The organism is Segniliparus sp., from assembly GCF_051660745.1.
Classification (GTDB): domain Bacteria; phylum Actinomycetota; class Actinomycetes; order Mycobacteriales; family Mycobacteriaceae; genus Segniliparus.
The window spans coordinates 37254-54827 of record NZ_JBOFQF010000002.1; the positions used below are offsets into that span (position 1 = coordinate 37254).

Sequence of the window (17574 nt, forward strand, 5' to 3'; positions counted from 1 at the left end):
GAGCCCCGGCCCGGCTCAGGCTCCGATAGCCACGGCCTTCCGGGGACGGCCCCGAGGCCGCTTCCGAGCGATCACCTCTCCCTGGTGGAAGATCTCGCCGCCCCAAACACCCCACGGCTCGGCCCGGCGCAATGCCTCGGCGAGGCAAGCCTCCCGAATCGGGCAGTCCTCGCAACGCCGTTTGGCCAGTTCGAGATCGGCGGGCTCCTCGGCGAACCACAAATCCGGGTCCACCGCCTCCTGGCATGGCAGGCCAGATCCGACAGTGCGAGAAGTCAACGCCTCCAACTGCATAACTGCGAACATGATGAGCTCCTTGGACAAAAAAATGGAAAACAAAAACGCCGAAAACCGCCTTTCGGCAGAAATAATTCGGCGAGACAGAGGGAGCACCCTGAGCGGAACGCTCGTCGGATCAAAAAGCAGGACAAGCTGCCGGACGACCCTAGACGGGCATTCGACTCGGTGCGGCTGTGACAGAACCGCGGCAGGCCTTCACAGGCCTGCGGCGGGGAACAGGACTTCTAGACGCGCGCGCGGGCGGCCGAGGACCAGACGCTCGGGCGGCGATGATTCGCCGCCCGGCCAGATCGCCCGTCGACCACGCGCTCGTGAATCTCGTCGATCATCGGCAGGCCCGCGCGCCCCGGCTTCGCCGGAGCCGTCCAGGACTTGGTCGCCCAGGGCCGATAGGCCTGGCCCGCCATGCCGAGCTGCTGGATTTCCTCAAGGCTCCCCGTCCCGATCACGGCAGCCTTCATCGCGAACGTGTTCACAGCGATGTTGCTCATATCGGTCCTACCTCCTACGGATTCGTCCAGCCTCGGTCTTCACTCAGGCCGCTGCCTTCGCATACGCCATGGAAAATCGAGAACGAGTCCTCCACGACTTCTTTGGCGACCATTTTAGCGAGCCGCCGAAGAGAGCGCAATCATTTTTTGACCAGGTCTTTCTCAGCTCCCGCCGCCCCGCTCGGACGGAGCTGGGCCACAAAGCGCGACGGCCTCGCCGCCCGTCCGCCGCTTTCGCGGGACCAGGTGAGCATGAGCCGGGTCCGGGCCCTGGTGATCCCGACATACAGGAGCCTTCGCTCCTCCGCGACGGCTTCGGAGCCCGCGGCGACCGCCCATGCGACCGGCATCGCCCCTTCGACCAGGCCGACGAGGAAGACCGCTTCCCATTCCAGTCCTTTGGCCGCGTGCAAAGAGCACAACGACACCCCCTCTTCGCCGCCGACCGGGACCTTCTGCGCTCGGAGCGCCCGCTCGAATCTTGCGGCGCTGGCGTTCGCCCGGAAAAGAACCGCCACCTCGCGCGCGGGGACGCCGCCCTGGAGCAGGCCCGCGATCTCGCGCGCCACCGCCGCCGCCTCGCCGGGCTCGTCCGCATGCTCCACGAATTTCGGCGCGGGTCCGCCGGGCAGCTGGCCCTGGAGCCCGACCGCGTCGCCGAGCAGCGCGTTGGCGACATCGGTCACCTGTGGCGTGGAACGGTAGTCGCGGTCCAGCCGGAACGAAGCCGTCTGCGGGAAACGTTTGCCGAACTCGGCGAAGAAAGCCGGATGCGCCCCCGCGAACGAGTAAATGGTCTGGTTGGGGTCGCCGACCGCCGTGACGTTGTCCCTGGTCCCGAGCCAGGCGAGGAGCAACTCGTGTTGCAGCGGGGTGACGTCCTGGAACTCGTCGACGAGGAAGCATCGAAGCCAGGAGCGCAACTGGTCCGCCGCGTCCGCCGAGGACCGCAGGACCCCGATCATGGCGAGCAGCACGTCGTCGAAGTCCAACTGCCGCTCCGCGCCGCGCGCTTTGAGGCTCTCGTAACGCTGGTAGACGTCGGCGATCGCCGACGGGTCGGACTTGACCGCCCGCCGCCGCGCACGAGCCGCCTCCGGGTAGCGCTCGGGCCCGATCAACGAGGCCTTCGCCCACTCGATCTCGCCCTGCGCCTCCTTGCGGCCGAGCTCTTCCTCGGACAACCCCGCGGCTTCCGCCGCCCTGGCGATGAACGGAGCCTTCCGGTCGAGGATCCGCCATGGCCGCGACTCCGTCGGCCAGAAGTACGCGAGCTGGCGCGCGGCGGCCGCGTGGAATGTCGACGTGCGGACCGCTTCCAGACCCAGCCCGCCCTCGGCGAGCCGGTCCAGCTCGGCGAGGCGCTCGCGCAACTCTCCCGCGGCCCGGACGGTGAAGCTCACCGCGAGCACTTCTTTCGGGCGGACCTGCTCCGATGCGACCAAGTGCGCGATCCGCCTGGTGAGGACGCGAGTCTTCCCCGACCCGGCTCCCGCGAGCACCCGCACCGGGCCGCGCGGCGCGACGACCACGGCGCGTTGGCGCTCGTCGAGATCGGCCACGAGCGCTCGGCTCAGCTTGGTCCGGGACATAGAGCCATCATGCCGGCGCGCACCGACATTCTCGTGGCCGAGACTCGCATCGCTCTCCGAGATCCTAGGAAATATCTCCGCCCCCCATGCGGTTGAATAGAGCCATGACGACTGCGACCGGGCCACAGTTCACGATGTACACCACCACCTGGTGCGGCTACTGCCGCAGGCTCAAGGTCCAGCTGGACCAGGCGCAGATCCCCTTCGTCGAGGTGGACATCGAGCAAGACCCCGAAGCTGCCGCCTTCGTCCGCTCCGTGAACGGCGGCAATCAGACCGTGCCGACCGTGCGGTTCCACGACGACACCGCCTACACCAATCCCCCGCTCGCCAAGATCCAAGCGAAACTGGCGGCAGCGGACGGCGTCTAGTCCGAGCGCGTCCGCGAGGCGTTAAGCGACGAAGCGGCGCTCCTTCGTAGAACGGCTTGCTAGGCTGTCGCATATGGCAGATATCGTCCCCATCTCGCTCGGCCTCACTGAGGGCGACGTCTTTACCCTTTGGGCTCCGCGCTGGCAGGAGGGCGACGACGAGTGGGAGGCGTTCCTCGGCAAGGACGAGGACCTCTACGTCTTCCCGAGCGTCGCGGCGCTGGTCGCCTTCGTTCGCGCCGAGAACGACCACGACCTCACGGATCACCCCAGCTGGGAAGCTCTTGCGGGCCTCTCGGCAGAGGACTTCATCCCGTCGGAGGACCGGGTGTTCGACCTGGTGAACCTTCCCGAGCTCGTCGCGGAGGACCCCACCGACGAGTCCCTGGCCGAAGTCGGGGACATCTTCGAGCTCACCAGCAGCATCGGCGAAGTCTGCGAGGTCGGCGTGGTGGACAAGTTCTTCACCAAGCACCCCGTGCTGTCGCTGAGCTACACGAACGCGCGCGACTACCAGAGCCGCGAAGGGCAACGGCTGTGGTCGGTGGTCGGGAAAGCGGTCGAGACGGACTGGGACGGCGTCCTCGACGCGATCGACGACCTGGTCAGCACTCCTGAGGTGGACAAGTCCTCGGTCGCCGACGCGGAGGAGGAGCTCGCGGCCGCCGCGCTCGCGCAGGAGGACGACGACCTCGACAGCGACGAGGAGCTGGACGACCTCGACGAGGATGAGGACGACCTCGACCTCGACGACGAAGAAGAAGACGACGAGGACGACCTCGAGGACGACGACCTCTGGGCCGAGATCGGCATCGACCCGATCAAGATCGTCACGACTGCGGGCGACCTCTACACGCTGCGCTGCTATCTCGACGAGGATCCGGTCTTCCTCGGCCGCGACGGATCGATCTACGTCTTCGGCTCAGGCCGATCCCTGCTGCGCTACCTCGCCGACGACCACGAGCACGAGCTCGCCGAAGTCGCCACCTACGACCGGCTGCGCCTCGCCGTGCTCGACGGGTTCGCCGAGCTCGACGTGGCAGAGGAGAACATCTACATCCTCACCGGCATCGCGGAGGACTTGGAGGAAGGCCCGGACGCGGTCGACCGCGACCAGCTGGACCTCGCTGTGGAGCTCTTCACCGACGCGGCGGAGTTCGCGGGCGACGCGAACGTGGAGAAGGAGCTCTCCCCCTCTGCCACACTCGGCAGGCTCGTGGCCCATATCCTCGACCCGAAGGACGGCAGGCTTGCCCCGACCCCTCCCTACGACGCGGAAGCGGGCGCGTGGAAGGCGTTGGAGCTGGGATTCGAGGCGCGCCTCAGCCGTCGCTGAGCGGCGGGGGCGAGCTCACGCGCACTCGGGAAGCAGTCTCGACAAATCGCCTGCGGCCCTCCTCGTGACCGGCGAGGCGCAGTGCTCGGCGCGGTCGCGGACGGCGGCGCGCACCTCGGGCGCGCGCATCCCCAGCGTGGGGTCGTAGCGCAGCATCGCGGGCACGGCAGTGGCCGCGAGATAATGGAAGTAGGCGTCGTTCGGCGTCGCGAGGTCGCGCAGCAGCCCCTGGGCGGTCTTGCGCAGCAAAAGCGAGCCGGTGATAGAGAAATCCGCCGTCACGGCGACATCGCGGTTGAATGTGGGGAACGCCCAGCCTTCGACCAGGCGCAACAGCGGATTCTCGCGCACTGCCCGGTCGTACCGCTGCGCCTCTTCCACGTCCTCGGTCTGGATGATCCGCCCGATCGACGCACTGCGGTACGCCATCGCCAGGCGGCGGTTCAGCTTGTCCGAGCCTTCGGCGAGCCCCGCGCATCCAGTCGCCTTGGCCGTGTGATGGGCCAGGGTCGCGTGCGCCATGATCGCCCGGAAGGAGCCCGCGTTCTTCGGCAACGTGCCTGCCAGCTCCGCAGCTGCCACGGCGAACGGCCGGGGGTCCGCGAAGAGCCCGCCCGCGGCGCCGTTCTTCCAGAGGTAGCCGAGCGCCTCGTCTTGTTTGCGGCCCCAAAAGCGGGACAGGTAGGCGGCAGATTTCTGCGGGTCTTTCCGCATGACGTTCAGCGCCGTCTCCAACACGGCGGCGAGACGCTGCTCCGGTATCCGCTCTTCTCTGACCAATTTGCGGAACGACTCGAAATCGACGACGAGGCCGACGTCCTGCAGCTCTTCGACCAGGACGCTCCGGCGTTGCTTCAGCACGTGGCCGACCATGCTCTCGGCCACGCCGGGCAGGACCGCGATCAGGGATTGCAGCGTTTTCCCCTTCACCCGGTCGAGCCAGTCGTCTTCGACCCAGAGTCTGCTCACCGTGCTCTCGTCCATGTTCGCGAAGAACGCCACATCGACGAGCGAGAGCCCGGATTGAGCGGCTATTTCAGCGAGGGTGGGATACATGTCATCCCTTGTCATGGTCGGTCGCAAAGGAACGGAGCGGGTGGCGCTTCGGGGCAATCCCCCTCAAGACTACCAAGAATTCGCATGTGCCGCCCGGAGCGCAGCTGTGCGATCTGCCACCGACAACGCCCGGGCAACGCCCGAGAACGCCTGGGCTACGCGTCTTCCCTCGGGGCGGGGCGCTCGAGCTCTGCCCGAGGGTGCTGCTGCGGGGCGGCTCCCGGCGGCTGGGCGAAATTCTCCCGAACCGCCTCGTAAATGGCCAGGCCCTGGCTGACCAGGCCGCTCGCGAGCTCGTTGAGGCCGTCGCTCCCGTTGAGGACGGTGAGGTTCGCGCCCGCGAGCCCTTTCGCGACTTGCTCCGCGATGGCGGGAAGCTGGCTGACCAGAGCCTGGTCGAGCGCCACTCGGTTGTGCGACGAGAACGCGTCGGCCTGGGTTTTGACCCGCTCCGAGTCGGCCTGGGCGAGGATGCGGATGCGCTCGGCCTCCGCCTCGGCGGGTTTGACGACTTCGGCGACGAGCTGCTCCTGCCGGAGCGCGGCCGCGCGCTGCGCGAGCTCGGTCTTCATCTCCAGCACCTCGCGCTCGGCGAGGGCTTGGGCGAGCGGCCCGGCCTGGGCCGCCTTGGCCTGCTCGGCGTCCGTCTCCGCTTTGTACTGGGCCTGCACGATAGCGGTGTCCCTGGCGTACTCGGCTTGCCTGCGCAGCGACTCCTGCTCCGCCTCGGCCGCGGCTTGGGCGGCTCGGGCTTGCGCGATCTGCGCCTCCCGCTGGATGGCCGCGTTGTGCGGGGCCGCCATCGCCTGGATGTACCCGAGCGCGCCGTCGTCGATGGACTGGATCTGGAAAGCGTCAACCGTGAGCCCGATTTTCGCCATCTCCGCCTTCGAGCTCTCCAACACCTCCATCGCCAGTTTCTGGCGGTCCTTGATGATCTGCTCGACTGTCATCGAGCCGATGATCGACCGCAGGTGCCCGGCGAAGATACGCCCGGTGAGCACGCCCATCTGGTCCTGCTCGTCGAGGAACCGCTGCGCCGCGTTCACGATGCTCGCGTCGTCGTTGCCCACCTTGAACGCGACCACCGCTCGCACATTCAACGTGAGGCCTTGTTGCGTGACGCACTTGTCCGAGATCTCGGCCTCGCTCATCGCGAGGGTGAGGAACCTGACCTTGCGGAAGACGGGAACGACAAAGGCCCCGTGGCCGGTGACGACCCGGAACGGGGCGTCCGACTTGCCGCGCCCGCCCGAAATGAGCATCGCCTCGTTCGGATTGGGCACCCTATATCCAAACACGTCGGCCTCCAAGCCTTGATTCTGTGTAGTCTCTAGTTCTTCAAAGAATATCCCACTGCTCGACATGCACCGCCAAAGGGCCGCGCTCGTCGATCACAAGAACTGTGGTCCCAATAGGGAGCGGAGCGTCCGACCAGGCCAGATACGCCTCGCGGCCCCCGCGCACGTCGAGCAAGGCCTCGCCGGGCCCGTCCGTCCCGCGAGTCGCGATCGTCAAGACGCCCGTCCGTCCTACCATGCCGCTCACAAGGGCTCATGCTACAGCCATCCGGCGGGGCAGCCCCGAGAGAGCCCGAGGCCGCCCCGCGCCGACGAGGGCTACGCGCTGCCGAAGGCTCCGCACACGCAGGATGTGTGATCCGCAGCTCCCGAGTGCTACGATTTCATTCTGCGAATCCGGGGAGCTTGTCCCCGTGCCCCACCAGGAACAAGCCCCGAGGATCCCGCGTTCGAAAGGACCTTCCTGGTGGTGTTCACGCCTCACGACAAGAAAGGCGATCTGCCGAACCCGCAGCCCGAGCCTTGCGAAGAGCCGCAGGCTCCTCTCGACGGCGGCAGGAGCCCCGCGCTCGCCTCGTTCCAGGAGGAGCTCAGACGGCTCCGGCTCGCCGCAGGCCAGCCCAGCTTCCGCGCGATCGCCAAAGACATCGGTTGGAGCCACTCCACCATCGCCCGCGCGTTCACCGGCGACGCCGCCCCGAAATGGGACCTTGCCGAAGCCCTCGCCGCCCACCTCAACGGCGACCCCGAGCGCCTCAGGCGCTTGTGGATCGCCAGCATGGACGCGAAGCTCCGATCGGAGCCTGGCGCCGCGACGGGCTCCGCCGAGTCCACCGCCGCGCGATTCCCGGTGATCAGCGCCGTGGCCGCGATCTGCGCCCTCCTGTTGGTCGTGGTCCTGCGCGACCTCGCCCCCGACGCGGCGCACCGGAACGAGACGATCTCCGCGACGGCCCAGTTCTTGTTCGTCGCAACAGCGGCCCTCCTCTGGTGGGGGGTGTACGCCAAACACCGCGGCCGGGAGAACCTGGCCCTCGCGCTCTGTCTCGCAGGATGGTCCCTCATCGCCGCGCGGGATATCGCGACGATCCAGCTCGGAAAGCCGTTTCTCGCGTCCAAGCCGCTGGTCGACATCGTGGTCGTCCACATGCCGAGCGTTTGCTTGATCCTGCTGCTGCTCTCCTTCCTGCGAGGACCACAACGGCGAAGCGCCATCATGGCGACGCTCTGCCTCGTCCCCGCCTGGTCTGTCGTCCTCCTGCTGGTCTGCGAGCGCGCGGCAGCGTTCCCGCAGGAGGTGAAAATCGGGTTCGCGCTCTATTCGGCGATGCACATGGCGGACTGCTTCCTCGTCGCCCGCGTCTGGCAGCTCAAAAAGAACTGGACATGGGCGCTCGTGCTGTCGGGCTGCGCCGTGCTGATCGCTGTGGACCTCTTGTTCGCGTTCCTTGTCGCCGCGCGTGCGGACGGCACCGTCCCCGTCGGAGCCGCCGCCGGATTGCTCGTGTGCCCGCTGATCCTCATCGTCGCCGCGCGGTGCGCCGTCCTTGAGGAGGGCGGCGTGCCTCAGCAGCTGCGATGACAATCCGCACGCTTTGGAACAATTTGTCTCAACTGCTGGTCAAGGCGTCTCAGAGCGTGTTCTCCGCTTGACGCCCGGGCATGGCGGCGGCAAAGCTTGGAGGCACCGGGACGCAATGCCGCGCCGCCGGACGACATCAGCCGTGAGCCGTTCCGAGGGGTCGGCTCACTGCGATGCGTCGTGGAAGGCCGGGGGCGGCCACGACATGGGGGCGTGGCCGAGAACGCATGCTCTCGGCCACGCCAACCTCAAAGAGCTCACATCACCCGCGTCGGCCCCTCGCCCCAGTCCGCGAGCGCGTCGTAGCCGGGGACGATGATCTCTTCGATGAGCTTCTTGCGCTCCGGGTAGTGCACGAAGGCGCAGCGCGCAGCGTTCACCGTGAGCTTGCGGATGTCTTCGATGGTGAGGCCGAGCGCCTCCACGCAGCGGTGCGCCTCCTCGCCGGGGCTGGCGTCGCCGAGCAGCCTCGAATCGGTGTTGAGCGTGGCGCGGAAGCCCAGCCGCAAGAGCGTTTTGATCGGGTGCTCCGCGAGGCTTCTGGCAGCTCCGGTCTGCACGTTCGAAGTCGGGCACAGCTCAAGGCCGATCCGGCGGTCGCGCAGCGTGTGGGCGGTGAGGCCGAGCTTCACGGTGGACAAGTCCTCGGGGTCGGGGATCTCGATGTCCTCCATGATCCGCACGCCGTGGCCGATCCGGCTCGTCCCGCAGACCGCCACGGCCTCTTTGATCGAGGGCGGGCCGTACGCCTCCCCCGCGTGGATGGTGAACGGGACGTTCGCCTTGCGCAGGTACTCGAAGGCGGCGAGGTGCTCGCCGGGCGGGAAGCCCTCCTCAGGCCCCGCGATGTCGAAGCCGACCACGCCTTTGTCCCTGAACCGCACCGCGAGCTGCGCCACCTCGAGGGACAAGCTCGCCTGCCGCATCGCGCAGACCAGCGAGCGGGCGATGATCGTCTTGCCCGAGGCCGCCGCCTCCCGCTCCCCTTCCGCCAAGCCGACGACGATCGCCTCCTGCGCCTCGTCCAGGCCGAGCCCGTCGCGCAGCGACAGCTCCGGGGCGTACCGCAGCTCCGCGTACACGACGCCGTCGTTCGCGAGGTCCACCACGGCCTCTCGGGCGACCCGCCGCAGCGACTCGGCGCTCTGGAGCACGGCGACCGTGTGGTCGTAGACCTCCAAGTAACGCACGAGCGACCCGCTGAACGCGGCCTCGTGGAAATAGCGGGACAGCGCGGCCGCGTCGCGCTCCGGCAACCCCCGGTACCCCGCCTCGTCGGCGAGCTCCAAGAGCGTCTGCGGACGCAGCCCGCCGTCCAGATGGTCGTGCAGCAGCACTTTCGGGGCTCGCCTGATGGTGTCGAGGTCCGGCCTGTCGTGCCTGGTGAGCGTCTTCGTGGAAACCGTCATAGCCCGACGTTACCTCGTGGAAGCGAAATCTGCGGGGCTTATCCGATGCGGTCGATGACGAGGCTGGGCGGCGAGAATTCCGCCTCCGGGCCTGCTATCTCGAAACTCGCCGCCAACAGGTCGCGAGCGCGGTCGAAACGGCCCGCCTCGTCGGCGAACATCGTCGCCAGCGGCTCGCCCGCCGCGACCAGGTCGCCCGGACGTTTCGCGAGGAGGACTCCCGCCCCGAAGGACACCGGGTCTCCTTGGCGCTCCCGGCCCGCGCCGAGCCGCCACGCCGCGACGCCGATCCCGCGCGCGTCGGCCTTGGCCACCCTGCCCGGCCTCGGCGCGACGACCGTCTCCTGGTACGCGGCTTTCGGCAAGGGCGCGTCGGGGTCCCCGCCCTGCGCGCGGACCATCGCGCGCCACGCCTCGTGCGCCTTGCCCGAGTCGAGCGCTTCGCGGGCCTTGCCCGGATCGATCCCCGCGAGCCGGAGCATCTCCTCGGCGAGGACCAAGGTGAGCTCCCGCACGTCCGAGGGGCCCTCGCCGCGCAGCACGTCGACGGACTCGGCGACTTCGAGGGCGTTGCCCACGGCGAGCCCGAGCGGGACGTCCATGCCGGTCAGCAGCGCCGTGGTCCGCACTCCCGCGTCTGTTCCGATCGCCACCATCGTCTCGGCCAGCTCCCTGGCCCTCTCGACGTTCTGCATGAACGCGCCGGAGCCGACTTTGACGTCGAGCACCAGCGCGCCGGTGCCCTCGGCGATCTTTTTGCTCATGATCGAGCTCGCGATCAAGGGGATGGACTCGACAGTGCCGGTCACGTCCCTGAGCGCGTAGAGCTTGCGGTCGGCGGGCGCGAGGTCGCTCGAAGCCGCCGCGACCACCCCGCCGATCTGCTCCAACTGGGCCGCGAAGGCTTGCGGCGAGAGGTGCGGCGACCAGCCGGGGATGGACTCCAGCTTGTCCAGGGTGCCGCCGGTGTGCCCGAGGCCCCTGCCGGACAACTGCGGCACCGCCGCGCCGCAGGCCGCGACGAGCGGCGTCAGCGGCAGGGTGATCTTGTCCCCCACGCCGCCGGTGGAGTGTTTGTCCACGGTGGGCCTGCTCAGCCCCGCCAGGTCCAGCCGCTCGCCGGAGCCGATCATCGCCTGGGTCCAGCGGACGAGCTCCCGACGGTCGAGGCCGTTCAGGAACACCGCCATCGCGAGCGCCGCCATCTGCTCGTCGGCGACGTCGCCCGTGGCGAAATTCGAGACCACCCAGTCGATCTGCCCGTCGGTGAGCGCCTGCCCGTCGCGTTTTGCCGCGATGACCGACACCGCGTCGAAGTGTTCGCTCATTTCTCATTCCTTCCCATAGCCAGCTCGCTCGAGAAAGCATGCGGCAGCAGCTCCCGCAGCGGGATCGGCCCGTCCTCGTGGTCCACGAGCATCTCCGGGCCGCCGTGCTCGTAGAGCAGCTGCCGACAGCGCCCGCACGGCATGAGCGGCCTGCCCTCCCCGTCGCAGCACGCCATCGCGAGGAGCCTGCCGCCGCCGCCGAGCGCCAGCGCGCCGACGAGCCCGCACTCCGCGCAAAGGGTGAGTCCGAGTGAGACGTTCTCCACATTGCATCCGGCGACGATCCGTCCGTCGTCTGCCAGCCCGGCCGCGCCCACCGGAAAATGGGAATACGGGGCATGCGCGCGGCGCATCGCTTCTTTTGCCTTTTCGCGAAGGATTTCCCACTGAATCTCTGGCACGCTCGTTCTTTTCCTTTCCAATAATTGGAAACATCGCAGGGCCTATTCTTGCCCGACCAGTAACATTGGGTAGGCAAACCTTATTCTTTTCTTCTGTCCCCCCGCCACAGGGAGTCGTGGTTTCCGGCTGTTCCGCGAGGTCTAGAGTCACCAGTATTAGCTCCGTTCCATCGGGCCCGACAGCGGGACCGGCAAGACAGAGATGGAGGCAGAATTGAGAGACATGGAGGCGCCATGGCAGTGAGCACGCGGTCGCTCTATCGCGGCGACCCTGGCATGTGGTCTTGGGTGTTGCACCGCTTCACGGGCGTTGCCATCTTCTTCTTCCTGTTCGTCCACGTCCTCGACACCGCGATCATCCAGATCAGCCCGGACCTGTACGACGAGGTGATCGGCACGTACAAGACCCCGCTCTTCGGCATCTTGGAGATCGGGCTGTTCGGCGCGGTGCTCTTCCACGCGCTCAACGGGCTGCGCGTGGTGCTCGTCGACTTCTGGTCCAAGGGGCCCCGCTACCAGCGGACCATGCTGTGGGCGGTCGGCGCCACGTGGCTCGCCGTCTTCGCCGTGGCGGGCGGGGTCATGTTCTACATCTGGGTGAGGAATCTCTGATGACTGCGACTTTGACCCCCTCCACCGCCGCTTCGCCCGGCCCGTCGAAGAAAAGCGCCGGATGGCGGCACTTCGAGCGGCACGCCTGGTTCTTCATGCGGATCTCCGGCGTCGCCCTGGTCCTGCTGGCCCTCGGGCACATGCTCATCATGCTGACCTTCGACCCAAGCGGCCCGAACCCAGGCGTGCACCGGGTGACCGCCGCGTTCGTCGCCGAGCGCTGGCACCAGCCGTTCTGGCGGGGGTGGGACCTCATCATGCTGTGGCTCGCCGAGCTGCACGGCACGAACGGCGTGCGGGTCGTCATCGACGACTACGCGCGCAAACCCGCGACTCGCTTCGTCTTGCGCGCCATCCTCGGACTATCCGCCGTCATCACCCTGGTCGCGGGCAGCTACGCGCTGATCGCCTTCCACGCGTGATCACAGAGAATTTTGGGAGAAAGGTAACATCATGACGACTCACAACCATGAGTACGACGTGGTGATCGTCGGCGCCGGCGGCGCGGGCATGCGCGCCGCGATCGAGGCAGGCCCGAGGGCGCGCACCGCCGTGCTCACCAAGCTGTACCCGACCCGCAGCCACACCGGGGCCGCGCAGGGCGGCATGTGCGCCGCCCTCGCCAACGTCGAAGAGGACAACTGGGAGTGGCACACCTTCGACACCGTCAAGGGCGGCGACTACCTCGCCGACCAGGACGCGGTGGAGATCATGTGCAAAGAGGCCATCGACGCGGTCATCGACCTTGAGAAGATGGGCCTGCCGTTCAACCGCACGCCCGAGGGCAAGATCGACCAGCGCCGGTTCGGCGGGCACACCCGCGACCACGGCAAAGCGCCGGTCCGCCGGGCCTGTTACGCGGCCGACCGCACCGGGCACATGATCCTGCAGACGCTCTACCAGAACTGCGTCAAGCACAACATCGAGTTCTACAACGAGTTCTACGTGCTCGACGTCGTCCTGACCGAGACCGCCGACGGCCCGGTCGCCACCGGCGTCGTCGCCTACGAGCTCGCCACCGGCGACCTGCACGTGTTCCACGCCAAAGCGATCATCTTCGCCACCGGCGGCTCCGGACGCATGTACAAGACCACCTCGAACGCGCACACCCTGACCGGCGACGGGATGGGCGTGGTCTTCCGCCGCGGCCTGCCGCTGGAGGACATGGAGTTCCACCAGTTCCACCCCACCGGCCTCGCGGGCCTCGGCATCCTGATCTCCGAGGCGGTCCGGGGCGAGGGCGGCATCCTGCGCAACGCCTCCGGCGAGCGGTTCATGGAGCGCTACGCCCCGACCATCAAGGACCTCGCGCCGCGCGACATCGTGGCGCGGTCCATGGTGCTCGAAGTGCTCGAGGGCCGAGGAGCCGGTCCCAACAAGGACTACGTCTACATCGACGTCACGCACATCCCCGAGAGCGTCCTCGACGAGAAGCTGCCGGACATCATGGAGTTCTCCCGGACCTACCTCGGCGTCGACCCGGTCAAAGAGCCGGTCCCGGTGTTCCCCACCTGCCACTACGTCATGGGCGGCATCCCGACGAACGTCGAGGGCCAGGTGCTGCGCAACAACACCGACATCGTCCCCGGCCTGTACGCCGCGGGCGAGTGCGCCTGCGTCTCGGTGCACGGCGCGAACCGGCTCGGCACGAACTCGCTCTTGGACATCAACGTCTTCGGCCGCCGCGCCGGGATCGCGGCGGCGGAGTACGCCGCGTCGGTCGACTTCACGCCCCTGCCCGAGGCTCCGCACCAGATGGTGGAGACCTGGATGGCGGGCATCCTCTCCGAGCACGGCTCGGAGCGCGTCGCCGACATCCGGGCCACCCTGCAGAAGTCCATGGACGAGAACGCCTCCGTGTTCCGCACCGAGGAGACGCTCAAGCAGGCGCTCACCGACATCCACACGCTCAAGCAGCGCTACGAGCACATCACCGTCCAGGACAAGGGCAAGCGCTACAACAGCGACCTGCTCGAAGCCGTCGAGCTCGGCTTCTTGCTGGAGCTGGCCGAGGTGACCGTGATCGGGGCGCTCGCCCGCAAGGAGTCCCGAGGCGGGCATGCCCGCGAGGACTACCCCGCCCGCGACGACGTGAACTTCAAACGGCACACCATGGCGTACAAAGACGGCTCCGAGCTGATCTCCGAGATCCGCCTGGACTACAAACCCGTCGTGGAAACCCGCTACGAGCCGATGGAGCGCAAGTACTGATGACCGCCGCACAGACAGAAGCCCCGCTCTCCGAGTACACGCCGTCCGTCGACGGAGCGCTCGAGCCCCCGGTGCCCGAAGGCTCGACCATGGTCACCGTCCGCGTCCTGCGCCACAATCCCGAGGACTCCTCGGCGAACGGCTGGCAGGACTTCCTCGTCCCCGCCCTTCCGACGGACCGGGTGCTGAACCTGCTCCTCTACATCAAGGGGTACTTGGACGGGACGCTGACGTTCCGCCGCTCGTGCGCGCACGGGGTGTGCGGGTCCGACGCGATCAAGCTCAACGGCGTGAACCGCTTGGCCTGCAAGGTGCTCATGAAGGACCTCCTGCGCAAAGACGGCAAGCCCGTCGTCCTCACCGTCGAGCCGATCAACGGCCTCCCGGTGGAGAAGGACTTGATCGTGGACATGGAGCCGTTCTTCGACGCGTACCGGTCCGTCAAGCCCTTCTTGATCAACGACGGCCCCCTCCCGGAGAAGGAGCGGCTGCAGAGCGCCGAGGAGCGCCACCGCTTCGACGACACGACCAAGTGCATCCTCTGCGCCTGCTGCACCACGTCGTGCCCCGTGTTCTGGACCGAGGGCAAGTACCACGGCCCTGCCGCGATCGTGAACGCGCACCGGTTCATCTTCGACAGCCGCGACCGGGCCGGGGCCGAGCGGATGGAGATCCTGAACGACGAGTACGGGGTGTGGCGCTGCCGCACCACGTTCAACTGCACCGACGCCTGCCCGCGCGGCATCCAGGTCACCCAGGCCATCCAAGAGGTCAAGCGGGCCATCATGTTCGGCTCGAAGTAGCGGCATAAGGCTCCGCTCGCCCTGCGAGACCACAGAAGCCGCGCGATACTAGCAACCATCCCGACAACACCGGTTTCGTCGGCCACCGGCGAAACCGAAGCCAAGGAGATGGTGTCCATTCCCGCAGCCGCAATGCCCTCCGCGCCCCCGAAGCCCTCCTCGGCCACGAGGCGGGCCGTCCATCCGGTCGACGAGCTGCTCCCCCTCCAGAAGCTCGCCGCGTACGGGTTCCAGCATGTGCTCGCCTTCTACGCGGGGGCGGTCCTCGTGCCGATCCTCGTCGCGAACGCCCTTGGGCTGACCGAGGCGCAACTCGTCCACCTCATCAACGCGGACTTGTTCACCTGCGGGATCGCCTCGCTGATCCAGGCGGTCGGCTTCGGCCGGGGGCGGTGGCGGTTCGGCATCCGGCTGCCCCTCCTCCAAGGCGTCGCGTTCACGGCGGTGAGCCCGATGATCGCCATCGGGACCGCTGCCATCGCCCGAGGCGGGCAGCCCGTCGACGGCCTGCTCGCGATCTACGGATCGGTCATCGTCGCCGGGCTCTTCACCATCGCGGCCGCCCCGTTCTTCGCCAGGCTGATCCGCTACTTCCCCCCGGTCGTCACCGGCTCGATCATCCTGGTCATCGGCGTCGCCCTGATCCCGGTCGCCGCGGGCGACATCACGTTCGGCGCGATCGTCGGCCAGAACGGCTTCTACGTCGATCCGGCCACCGGGTCGAACGTGTCGCAGACCGCCCCGCTCGACTACGCCGTGCGCAACCCGGGCCTGCTCCTGAAAAATCTCGCATACGCCTTCGGCACGCTCGCCGTCGTGCTGCTGGTCCAACGCTTCTCGCGGGGCTTCCTGCAAACCGTCGCGGTGCTGATCGGCCTGGTCGCGGGCACGACCGTGTCGCTCGTCCTCGGCGACACCAGCCTCGCGGGCGCCGCCGCCGCGCCGTGGTTCGCCGTGGTGACCCCGCTGTCCTTCGGCGTCCCGACATTCTCCGTCACCGCAGTGGCCTCCATGGCGGTCGTCATGCTCATCAACATGATCGAGACGACGGGCGACAGCTACGCGACCGGCGAGATCGTCGGAAAGCGGATCCGCGCCGACGACATCGCGGCGGCGATCCGCGCCGACGGGCTCGCGACCACGCTCGGCGGCCTCTTCAACTCATTCCCCTACACCGCGTTCGCCGAGAACGTCGGGCTCGTCCGGTTGACCGGGGTCCGCAGCCGGTGGGTCGTCGCGGCGGCGGGCGCCGTCATGATCGTCCTCGGCCTCTTGCCGAAAACCGGCTCGGCCGTCGCGAGCATCCCGCACCCCGTGCTCGGCGGCGCGGCGCTCGCCTTGTTCGCCGCCGTGGCGGTGGCGGGCGTGCAGACCTTGCAGAAAGTGGACTTCACCGACCACCGGAACGGCATCGTCGTCGGCACGACTGTCGGCATGGCCGGGCTCGTCACCGCCTTCGGCTCGATCGCGACCGCGTTCCCGCACTGGGCGCGGATCTTCTTCGGCTCCGGCATCACGCTCGGAGCCATCACCGCGATCCTGCTCAACCTGCTCTTCTTCCACACCGGCGGCCGGGGGCCGGGCGTGGCGGGACGCCCCGGCGCGCGTCTGACCACGCTCGACCAGGTCAATGCGATGGGGGCGGAGGAGTTCGACCAGACGTTCAGCAGGGTCTTCCACGGCCAAACCTGGCTCTTGGAGCGCTGCCGCGAGCAGGGGCCCTTCGCGGACGTCGTCGAGCTCCGAGGCGCCTTCCAAAACGCCCTGCTCTCCTCCTCCGACGAGGAGCAGCTTTCGCTGCTGCGGTCCTTCCCCGAGCTTGCCAGCGCCGACGACGTCGGGCACACATACGCGCTCGACCACGCGGCGAACGGGATCGACGCGGTGGACAACGAGGTCTATGCCGATATCGGAGCGCTCACCGGCGCGTACCGCGAGCGGTTCGGCTTCCCGCTCATCGTCTGCGCGCGCGATGTGGAGCATTACGAGCGCGTCGTCGCGAGCGGCTGGTCCAGAATGGCGAACTCGCCGGTGGCCGAGCGCGTCTTCGCGCTCATGGAGGCGATCAGAATCTTCAACCACCGGTTCGACGACACCATCGCCGACGCGAACCCGATCGCGGCGACGCGCCAACAGCTCGCCACAGAGTTGTGAGCTGTGGCGGACGCCCGGCTAGCAGACGCCGTGCACGTCGCCTTCCGCATCGCCCAGCCTGCCCTGCAGATCCCCGCCCCGCGCGTTGACCGCGTCCAGCTGCGCCTCGGTCTTGGCGGCTCTGCGTTGCGCGAACAGGCCTGGGAACTGGCTGAGCACGCCGATGTACGCATTGAACTTCTGGCGGACGGACGGGTCCTTGAGCTGTGCGAGCGCAGACCTCGCGTCTTGCAGCTCCTGGTTCGCGGTGTCGATCGCGGCGGAGTAGAAGCTGTTCACCGAGTCCGGGTCGTCCATATTGGGCGCGCCGCCCGCGCCGAGCCCGCGCTGGTAGCCGACGATCTGGCCGAAATAGCCGTTGACGACGGCGCAGTCGTCGGCGGGGTCGGCATGGGCCGGGGCGACGAAGCCGCCCGAGACAGCGGCTGCCGCGAGGACGAGAGAGGCGAGACGAGACGAGCGCATAGCGTGATTCCCCACTTTTGAATCGAGATGACGGTCTGATCGTGATGGCGGCCAGGTCCGACGAGCGGAGGCCTCCCTCCGTCGCAGGACGGAGCATAGCAGCATGGCCGGAGCCCGCCCGAGGACGTCTCCACAGCGCAGAACGCAGAAGCGGGCCGCCCC

Annotated in this window: 18 protein-coding genes; 8 read left to right on the forward strand and 10 right to left on the reverse strand. The window is 68.0% G+C overall.

Going from position 1 to position 17574, the window contains the following annotated elements:
• Positions 1-15: 15 nt before the first annotated feature.
• The 3 genes from ACRC20_RS00290 to ACRC20_RS00300 all read right to left on the reverse strand — a co-directional run bounded on the left by ACRC20_RS00290 (position 16) and on the right by ACRC20_RS00300 (position 2383).
• A complete protein-coding gene (locus ACRC20_RS00290; RefSeq protein WP_438684326.1) occupies positions 16-306 on the reverse strand; it encodes a WhiB family transcriptional regulator in 291 nt (96 codons plus the stop codon).
• A 218-nt stretch (positions 307-524) separates the two neighbouring features.
• A complete protein-coding gene (locus ACRC20_RS00295; protein ID WP_438684327.1) occupies positions 525-791 on the reverse strand; it encodes a hypothetical protein in 267 nt (88 codons plus the stop codon).
• Positions 792-931: 140 nt separating this feature from the next.
• Positions 932-2383: an ATP-dependent helicase gene (locus ACRC20_RS00300; protein WP_438684328.1), complete on the reverse strand. Its 1452-nt coding sequence runs from the start codon at positions 2381-2383 to the stop codon at positions 932-934.
• Between the two features lie 86 nt (positions 2384-2469).
• Here ACRC20_RS00300 and ACRC20_RS00305 point away from each other — a divergent pair, with 86 nt between their 5' ends.
• Both ACRC20_RS00305 and ACRC20_RS00310 read left to right on the forward strand, forming a co-directional pair.
• Entirely contained in the window at positions 2470-2754 is a 285-nt protein-coding gene (locus ACRC20_RS00305) for a mycoredoxin (protein ID WP_438684329.1), read from the forward strand.
• Between the two features lie 73 nt (positions 2755-2827).
• Positions 2828-4090, forward strand: a complete 1263-nt coding sequence (locus tag ACRC20_RS00310) for a primosomal protein (RefSeq protein ID WP_438684330.1) — start codon at positions 2828-2830, stop codon at positions 4088-4090.
• Positions 4091-4105: 15 nt separating this feature from the next.
• Here ACRC20_RS00310 and ACRC20_RS00315 read toward each other — a convergent pair whose 3' ends face one another.
• From ACRC20_RS00315 to ACRC20_RS00325, 3 genes are all read right to left on the reverse strand, one after another.
• The gene (locus ACRC20_RS00315) at positions 4106-5146 is read right to left on the reverse strand and encodes a hypothetical protein (protein ID WP_438684331.1); all 1041 of its coding nucleotides are present in this window, start codon (positions 5144-5146) and stop codon (positions 4106-4108) included.
• A 155-nt stretch (positions 5147-5301) separates the two neighbouring features.
• The gene (locus tag ACRC20_RS00320; RefSeq protein ID WP_438684332.1) at positions 5302-6447 is read right to left on the reverse strand and encodes an SPFH domain-containing protein; all 1146 of its coding nucleotides are present in this window, start codon (positions 6445-6447) and stop codon (positions 5302-5304) included.
• Positions 6448-6487: 40 nt separating this feature from the next.
• Entirely contained in the window at positions 6488-6685 is a 198-nt protein-coding gene (locus ACRC20_RS00325) for a hypothetical protein (protein WP_438684345.1), read from the reverse strand.
• A 228-nt stretch (positions 6686-6913) separates the two neighbouring features.
• Between ACRC20_RS00325 and ACRC20_RS00330 the strand changes: the two genes are divergently transcribed.
• The gene (locus ACRC20_RS00330; protein ID WP_438684333.1) at positions 6914-8029 is read left to right on the forward strand and encodes a helix-turn-helix domain-containing protein; all 1116 of its coding nucleotides are present in this window, start codon (positions 6914-6916) and stop codon (positions 8027-8029) included.
• A 257-nt stretch (positions 8030-8286) separates the two neighbouring features.
• On the opposite strand, the gene ACRC20_RS00335 is transcribed toward ACRC20_RS00330, so the two are convergent.
• Genes ACRC20_RS00335 through ACRC20_RS00345 form a run of 3 tightly spaced genes read right to left on the reverse strand, consistent with a single transcriptional unit; the run spans position 8287 to position 11167 of the window.
• Positions 8287-9438 (reverse strand): adenosine deaminase, encoded by a 1152-nt coding sequence (locus ACRC20_RS00335; protein WP_438684334.1) that lies wholly within the window; start codon positions 9436-9438, stop codon positions 8287-8289.
• Positions 9439-9476: 38 nt separating this feature from the next.
• Entirely contained in the window at positions 9477-10766 is a 1290-nt protein-coding gene (locus ACRC20_RS00340) for a thymidine phosphorylase (RefSeq protein WP_438684335.1), read from the reverse strand.
• Positions 10763-11167, reverse strand: coding sequence for a cytidine deaminase (locus tag ACRC20_RS00345; protein WP_438684336.1), 405 nt, complete (start codon positions 11165-11167; stop codon positions 10763-10765). Before ACRC20_RS00345 ends, ACRC20_RS00340 begins: the two co-directional genes overlap by 4 nt.
• Positions 11168-11401: 234 nt before the next feature.
• Here ACRC20_RS00345 and sdhC point away from each other — a divergent pair, with 234 nt between their 5' ends.
• The 5 genes from sdhC (at position 11402) to ACRC20_RS00370 (ending at position 16947) form a co-directional block, all read left to right on the forward strand.
• Positions 11402-11779, forward strand: coding sequence for a succinate dehydrogenase, cytochrome b556 subunit (sdhC, locus tag ACRC20_RS00350; RefSeq protein ID WP_438684337.1), 378 nt, complete (start codon positions 11402-11404; stop codon positions 11777-11779).
• On the forward strand, positions 11779-12201 hold the full coding sequence (locus ACRC20_RS00355) for a succinate dehydrogenase hydrophobic membrane anchor subunit (protein WP_438684338.1): 423 nt from the start codon (positions 11779-11781) through the stop codon (positions 12199-12201). Before sdhC ends, ACRC20_RS00355 begins: the two co-directional genes overlap by 1 nt.
• A gap of 31 nt (positions 12202-12232) precedes the next feature.
• The gene (sdhA, locus tag ACRC20_RS00360; protein WP_438684339.1) at positions 12233-13990 is read left to right on the forward strand and encodes a succinate dehydrogenase flavoprotein subunit; all 1758 of its coding nucleotides are present in this window, start codon (positions 12233-12235) and stop codon (positions 13988-13990) included.
• Positions 13990-14793 (forward strand): succinate dehydrogenase iron-sulfur subunit, encoded by an 804-nt coding sequence (locus ACRC20_RS00365; RefSeq protein ID WP_438684340.1) that lies wholly within the window; start codon positions 13990-13992, stop codon positions 14791-14793. The genes sdhA and ACRC20_RS00365 overlap by 1 nt, the downstream gene beginning before the upstream one ends.
• 108 nt (positions 14794-14901) lie before the next feature.
• Positions 14902-16947, forward strand: coding sequence for a solute carrier family 23 protein (locus tag ACRC20_RS00370; RefSeq protein WP_438684341.1), 2046 nt, complete (start codon positions 14902-14904; stop codon positions 16945-16947).
• An 18-nt stretch (positions 16948-16965) separates the two neighbouring features.
• On the opposite strand, the gene ACRC20_RS00375 is transcribed toward ACRC20_RS00370, so the two are convergent.
• On the reverse strand, positions 16966-17412 hold the full coding sequence (locus tag ACRC20_RS00375) for a hypothetical protein (protein WP_438684342.1): 447 nt from the start codon (positions 17410-17412) through the stop codon (positions 16966-16968).
• Between the last annotated feature and the right edge of the window lie 162 nt (positions 17413-17574).

Bases quoted from the DNA above. Each gene is read 5' to 3' on its own strand.
- ACRC20_RS00290 (WP_438684326.1), bottom strand. From the start codon at position 306: ATGTTCGCAGTTATGCAGTTGGAGGCGTTGACTTCTCGCACTGTCGGA.
- ACRC20_RS00315 (WP_438684331.1), bottom strand. From the start codon at position 5,146: ATGTATCCCACCCTCGCTGAAATAGCCGCTCAATCCGGGCTCTCGCTC.
- ACRC20_RS00310 (WP_438684330.1), top strand. From the start codon at position 2,828: ATGGCAGATATCGTCCCCATCTCGCTCGGCCTCACTGAGGGCGACGTC.
- sdhA (WP_438684339.1), top strand. From the start codon at position 12,233: ATGACGACTCACAACCATGAGTACGACGTGGTGATCGTCGGCGCCGGC.
- ACRC20_RS00300 (WP_438684328.1), bottom strand. From the start codon at position 2,383: ATGTCCCGGACCAAGCTGAGCCGAGCGCTCGTGGCCGATCTCGACGAG.
- ACRC20_RS00325 (WP_438684345.1), bottom strand. From the start codon at position 6,685: ATGGTAGGACGGACGGGCGTCTTGACGATCGCGACTCGCGGGACGGAC.
- ACRC20_RS00340 (WP_438684335.1), bottom strand. From the start codon at position 10,766: ATGAGCGAACACTTCGACGCGGTGTCGGTCATCGCGGCAAAACGCGAC.
- ACRC20_RS00295 (WP_438684327.1), bottom strand. From the start codon at position 791: ATGAGCAACATCGCTGTGAACACGTTCGCGATGAAGGCTGCCGTGATC.
- ACRC20_RS00355 (WP_438684338.1), top strand. From the start codon at position 11,779: ATGACTGCGACTTTGACCCCCTCCACCGCCGCTTCGCCCGGCCCGTCG.
- ACRC20_RS00370 (WP_438684341.1), top strand. From the start codon at position 14,902: ATGGTGTCCATTCCCGCAGCCGCAATGCCCTCCGCGCCCCCGAAGCCC.
- ACRC20_RS00375 (WP_438684342.1), bottom strand. From the start codon at position 17,412: ATGCGCTCGTCTCGTCTCGCCTCTCTCGTCCTCGCGGCAGCCGCTGTC.
- sdhC (WP_438684337.1), top strand. From the start codon at position 11,402: ATGGCAGTGAGCACGCGGTCGCTCTATCGCGGCGACCCTGGCATGTGG.
- ACRC20_RS00365 (WP_438684340.1), top strand. From the start codon at position 13,990: ATGACCGCCGCACAGACAGAAGCCCCGCTCTCCGAGTACACGCCGTCC.
- ACRC20_RS00305 (WP_438684329.1), top strand. From the start codon at position 2,470: ATGCGGTTGAATAGAGCCATGACGACTGCGACCGGGCCACAGTTCACG.
- ACRC20_RS00335 (WP_438684334.1), bottom strand. From the start codon at position 9,438: ATGACGGTTTCCACGAAGACGCTCACCAGGCACGACAGGCCGGACCTC.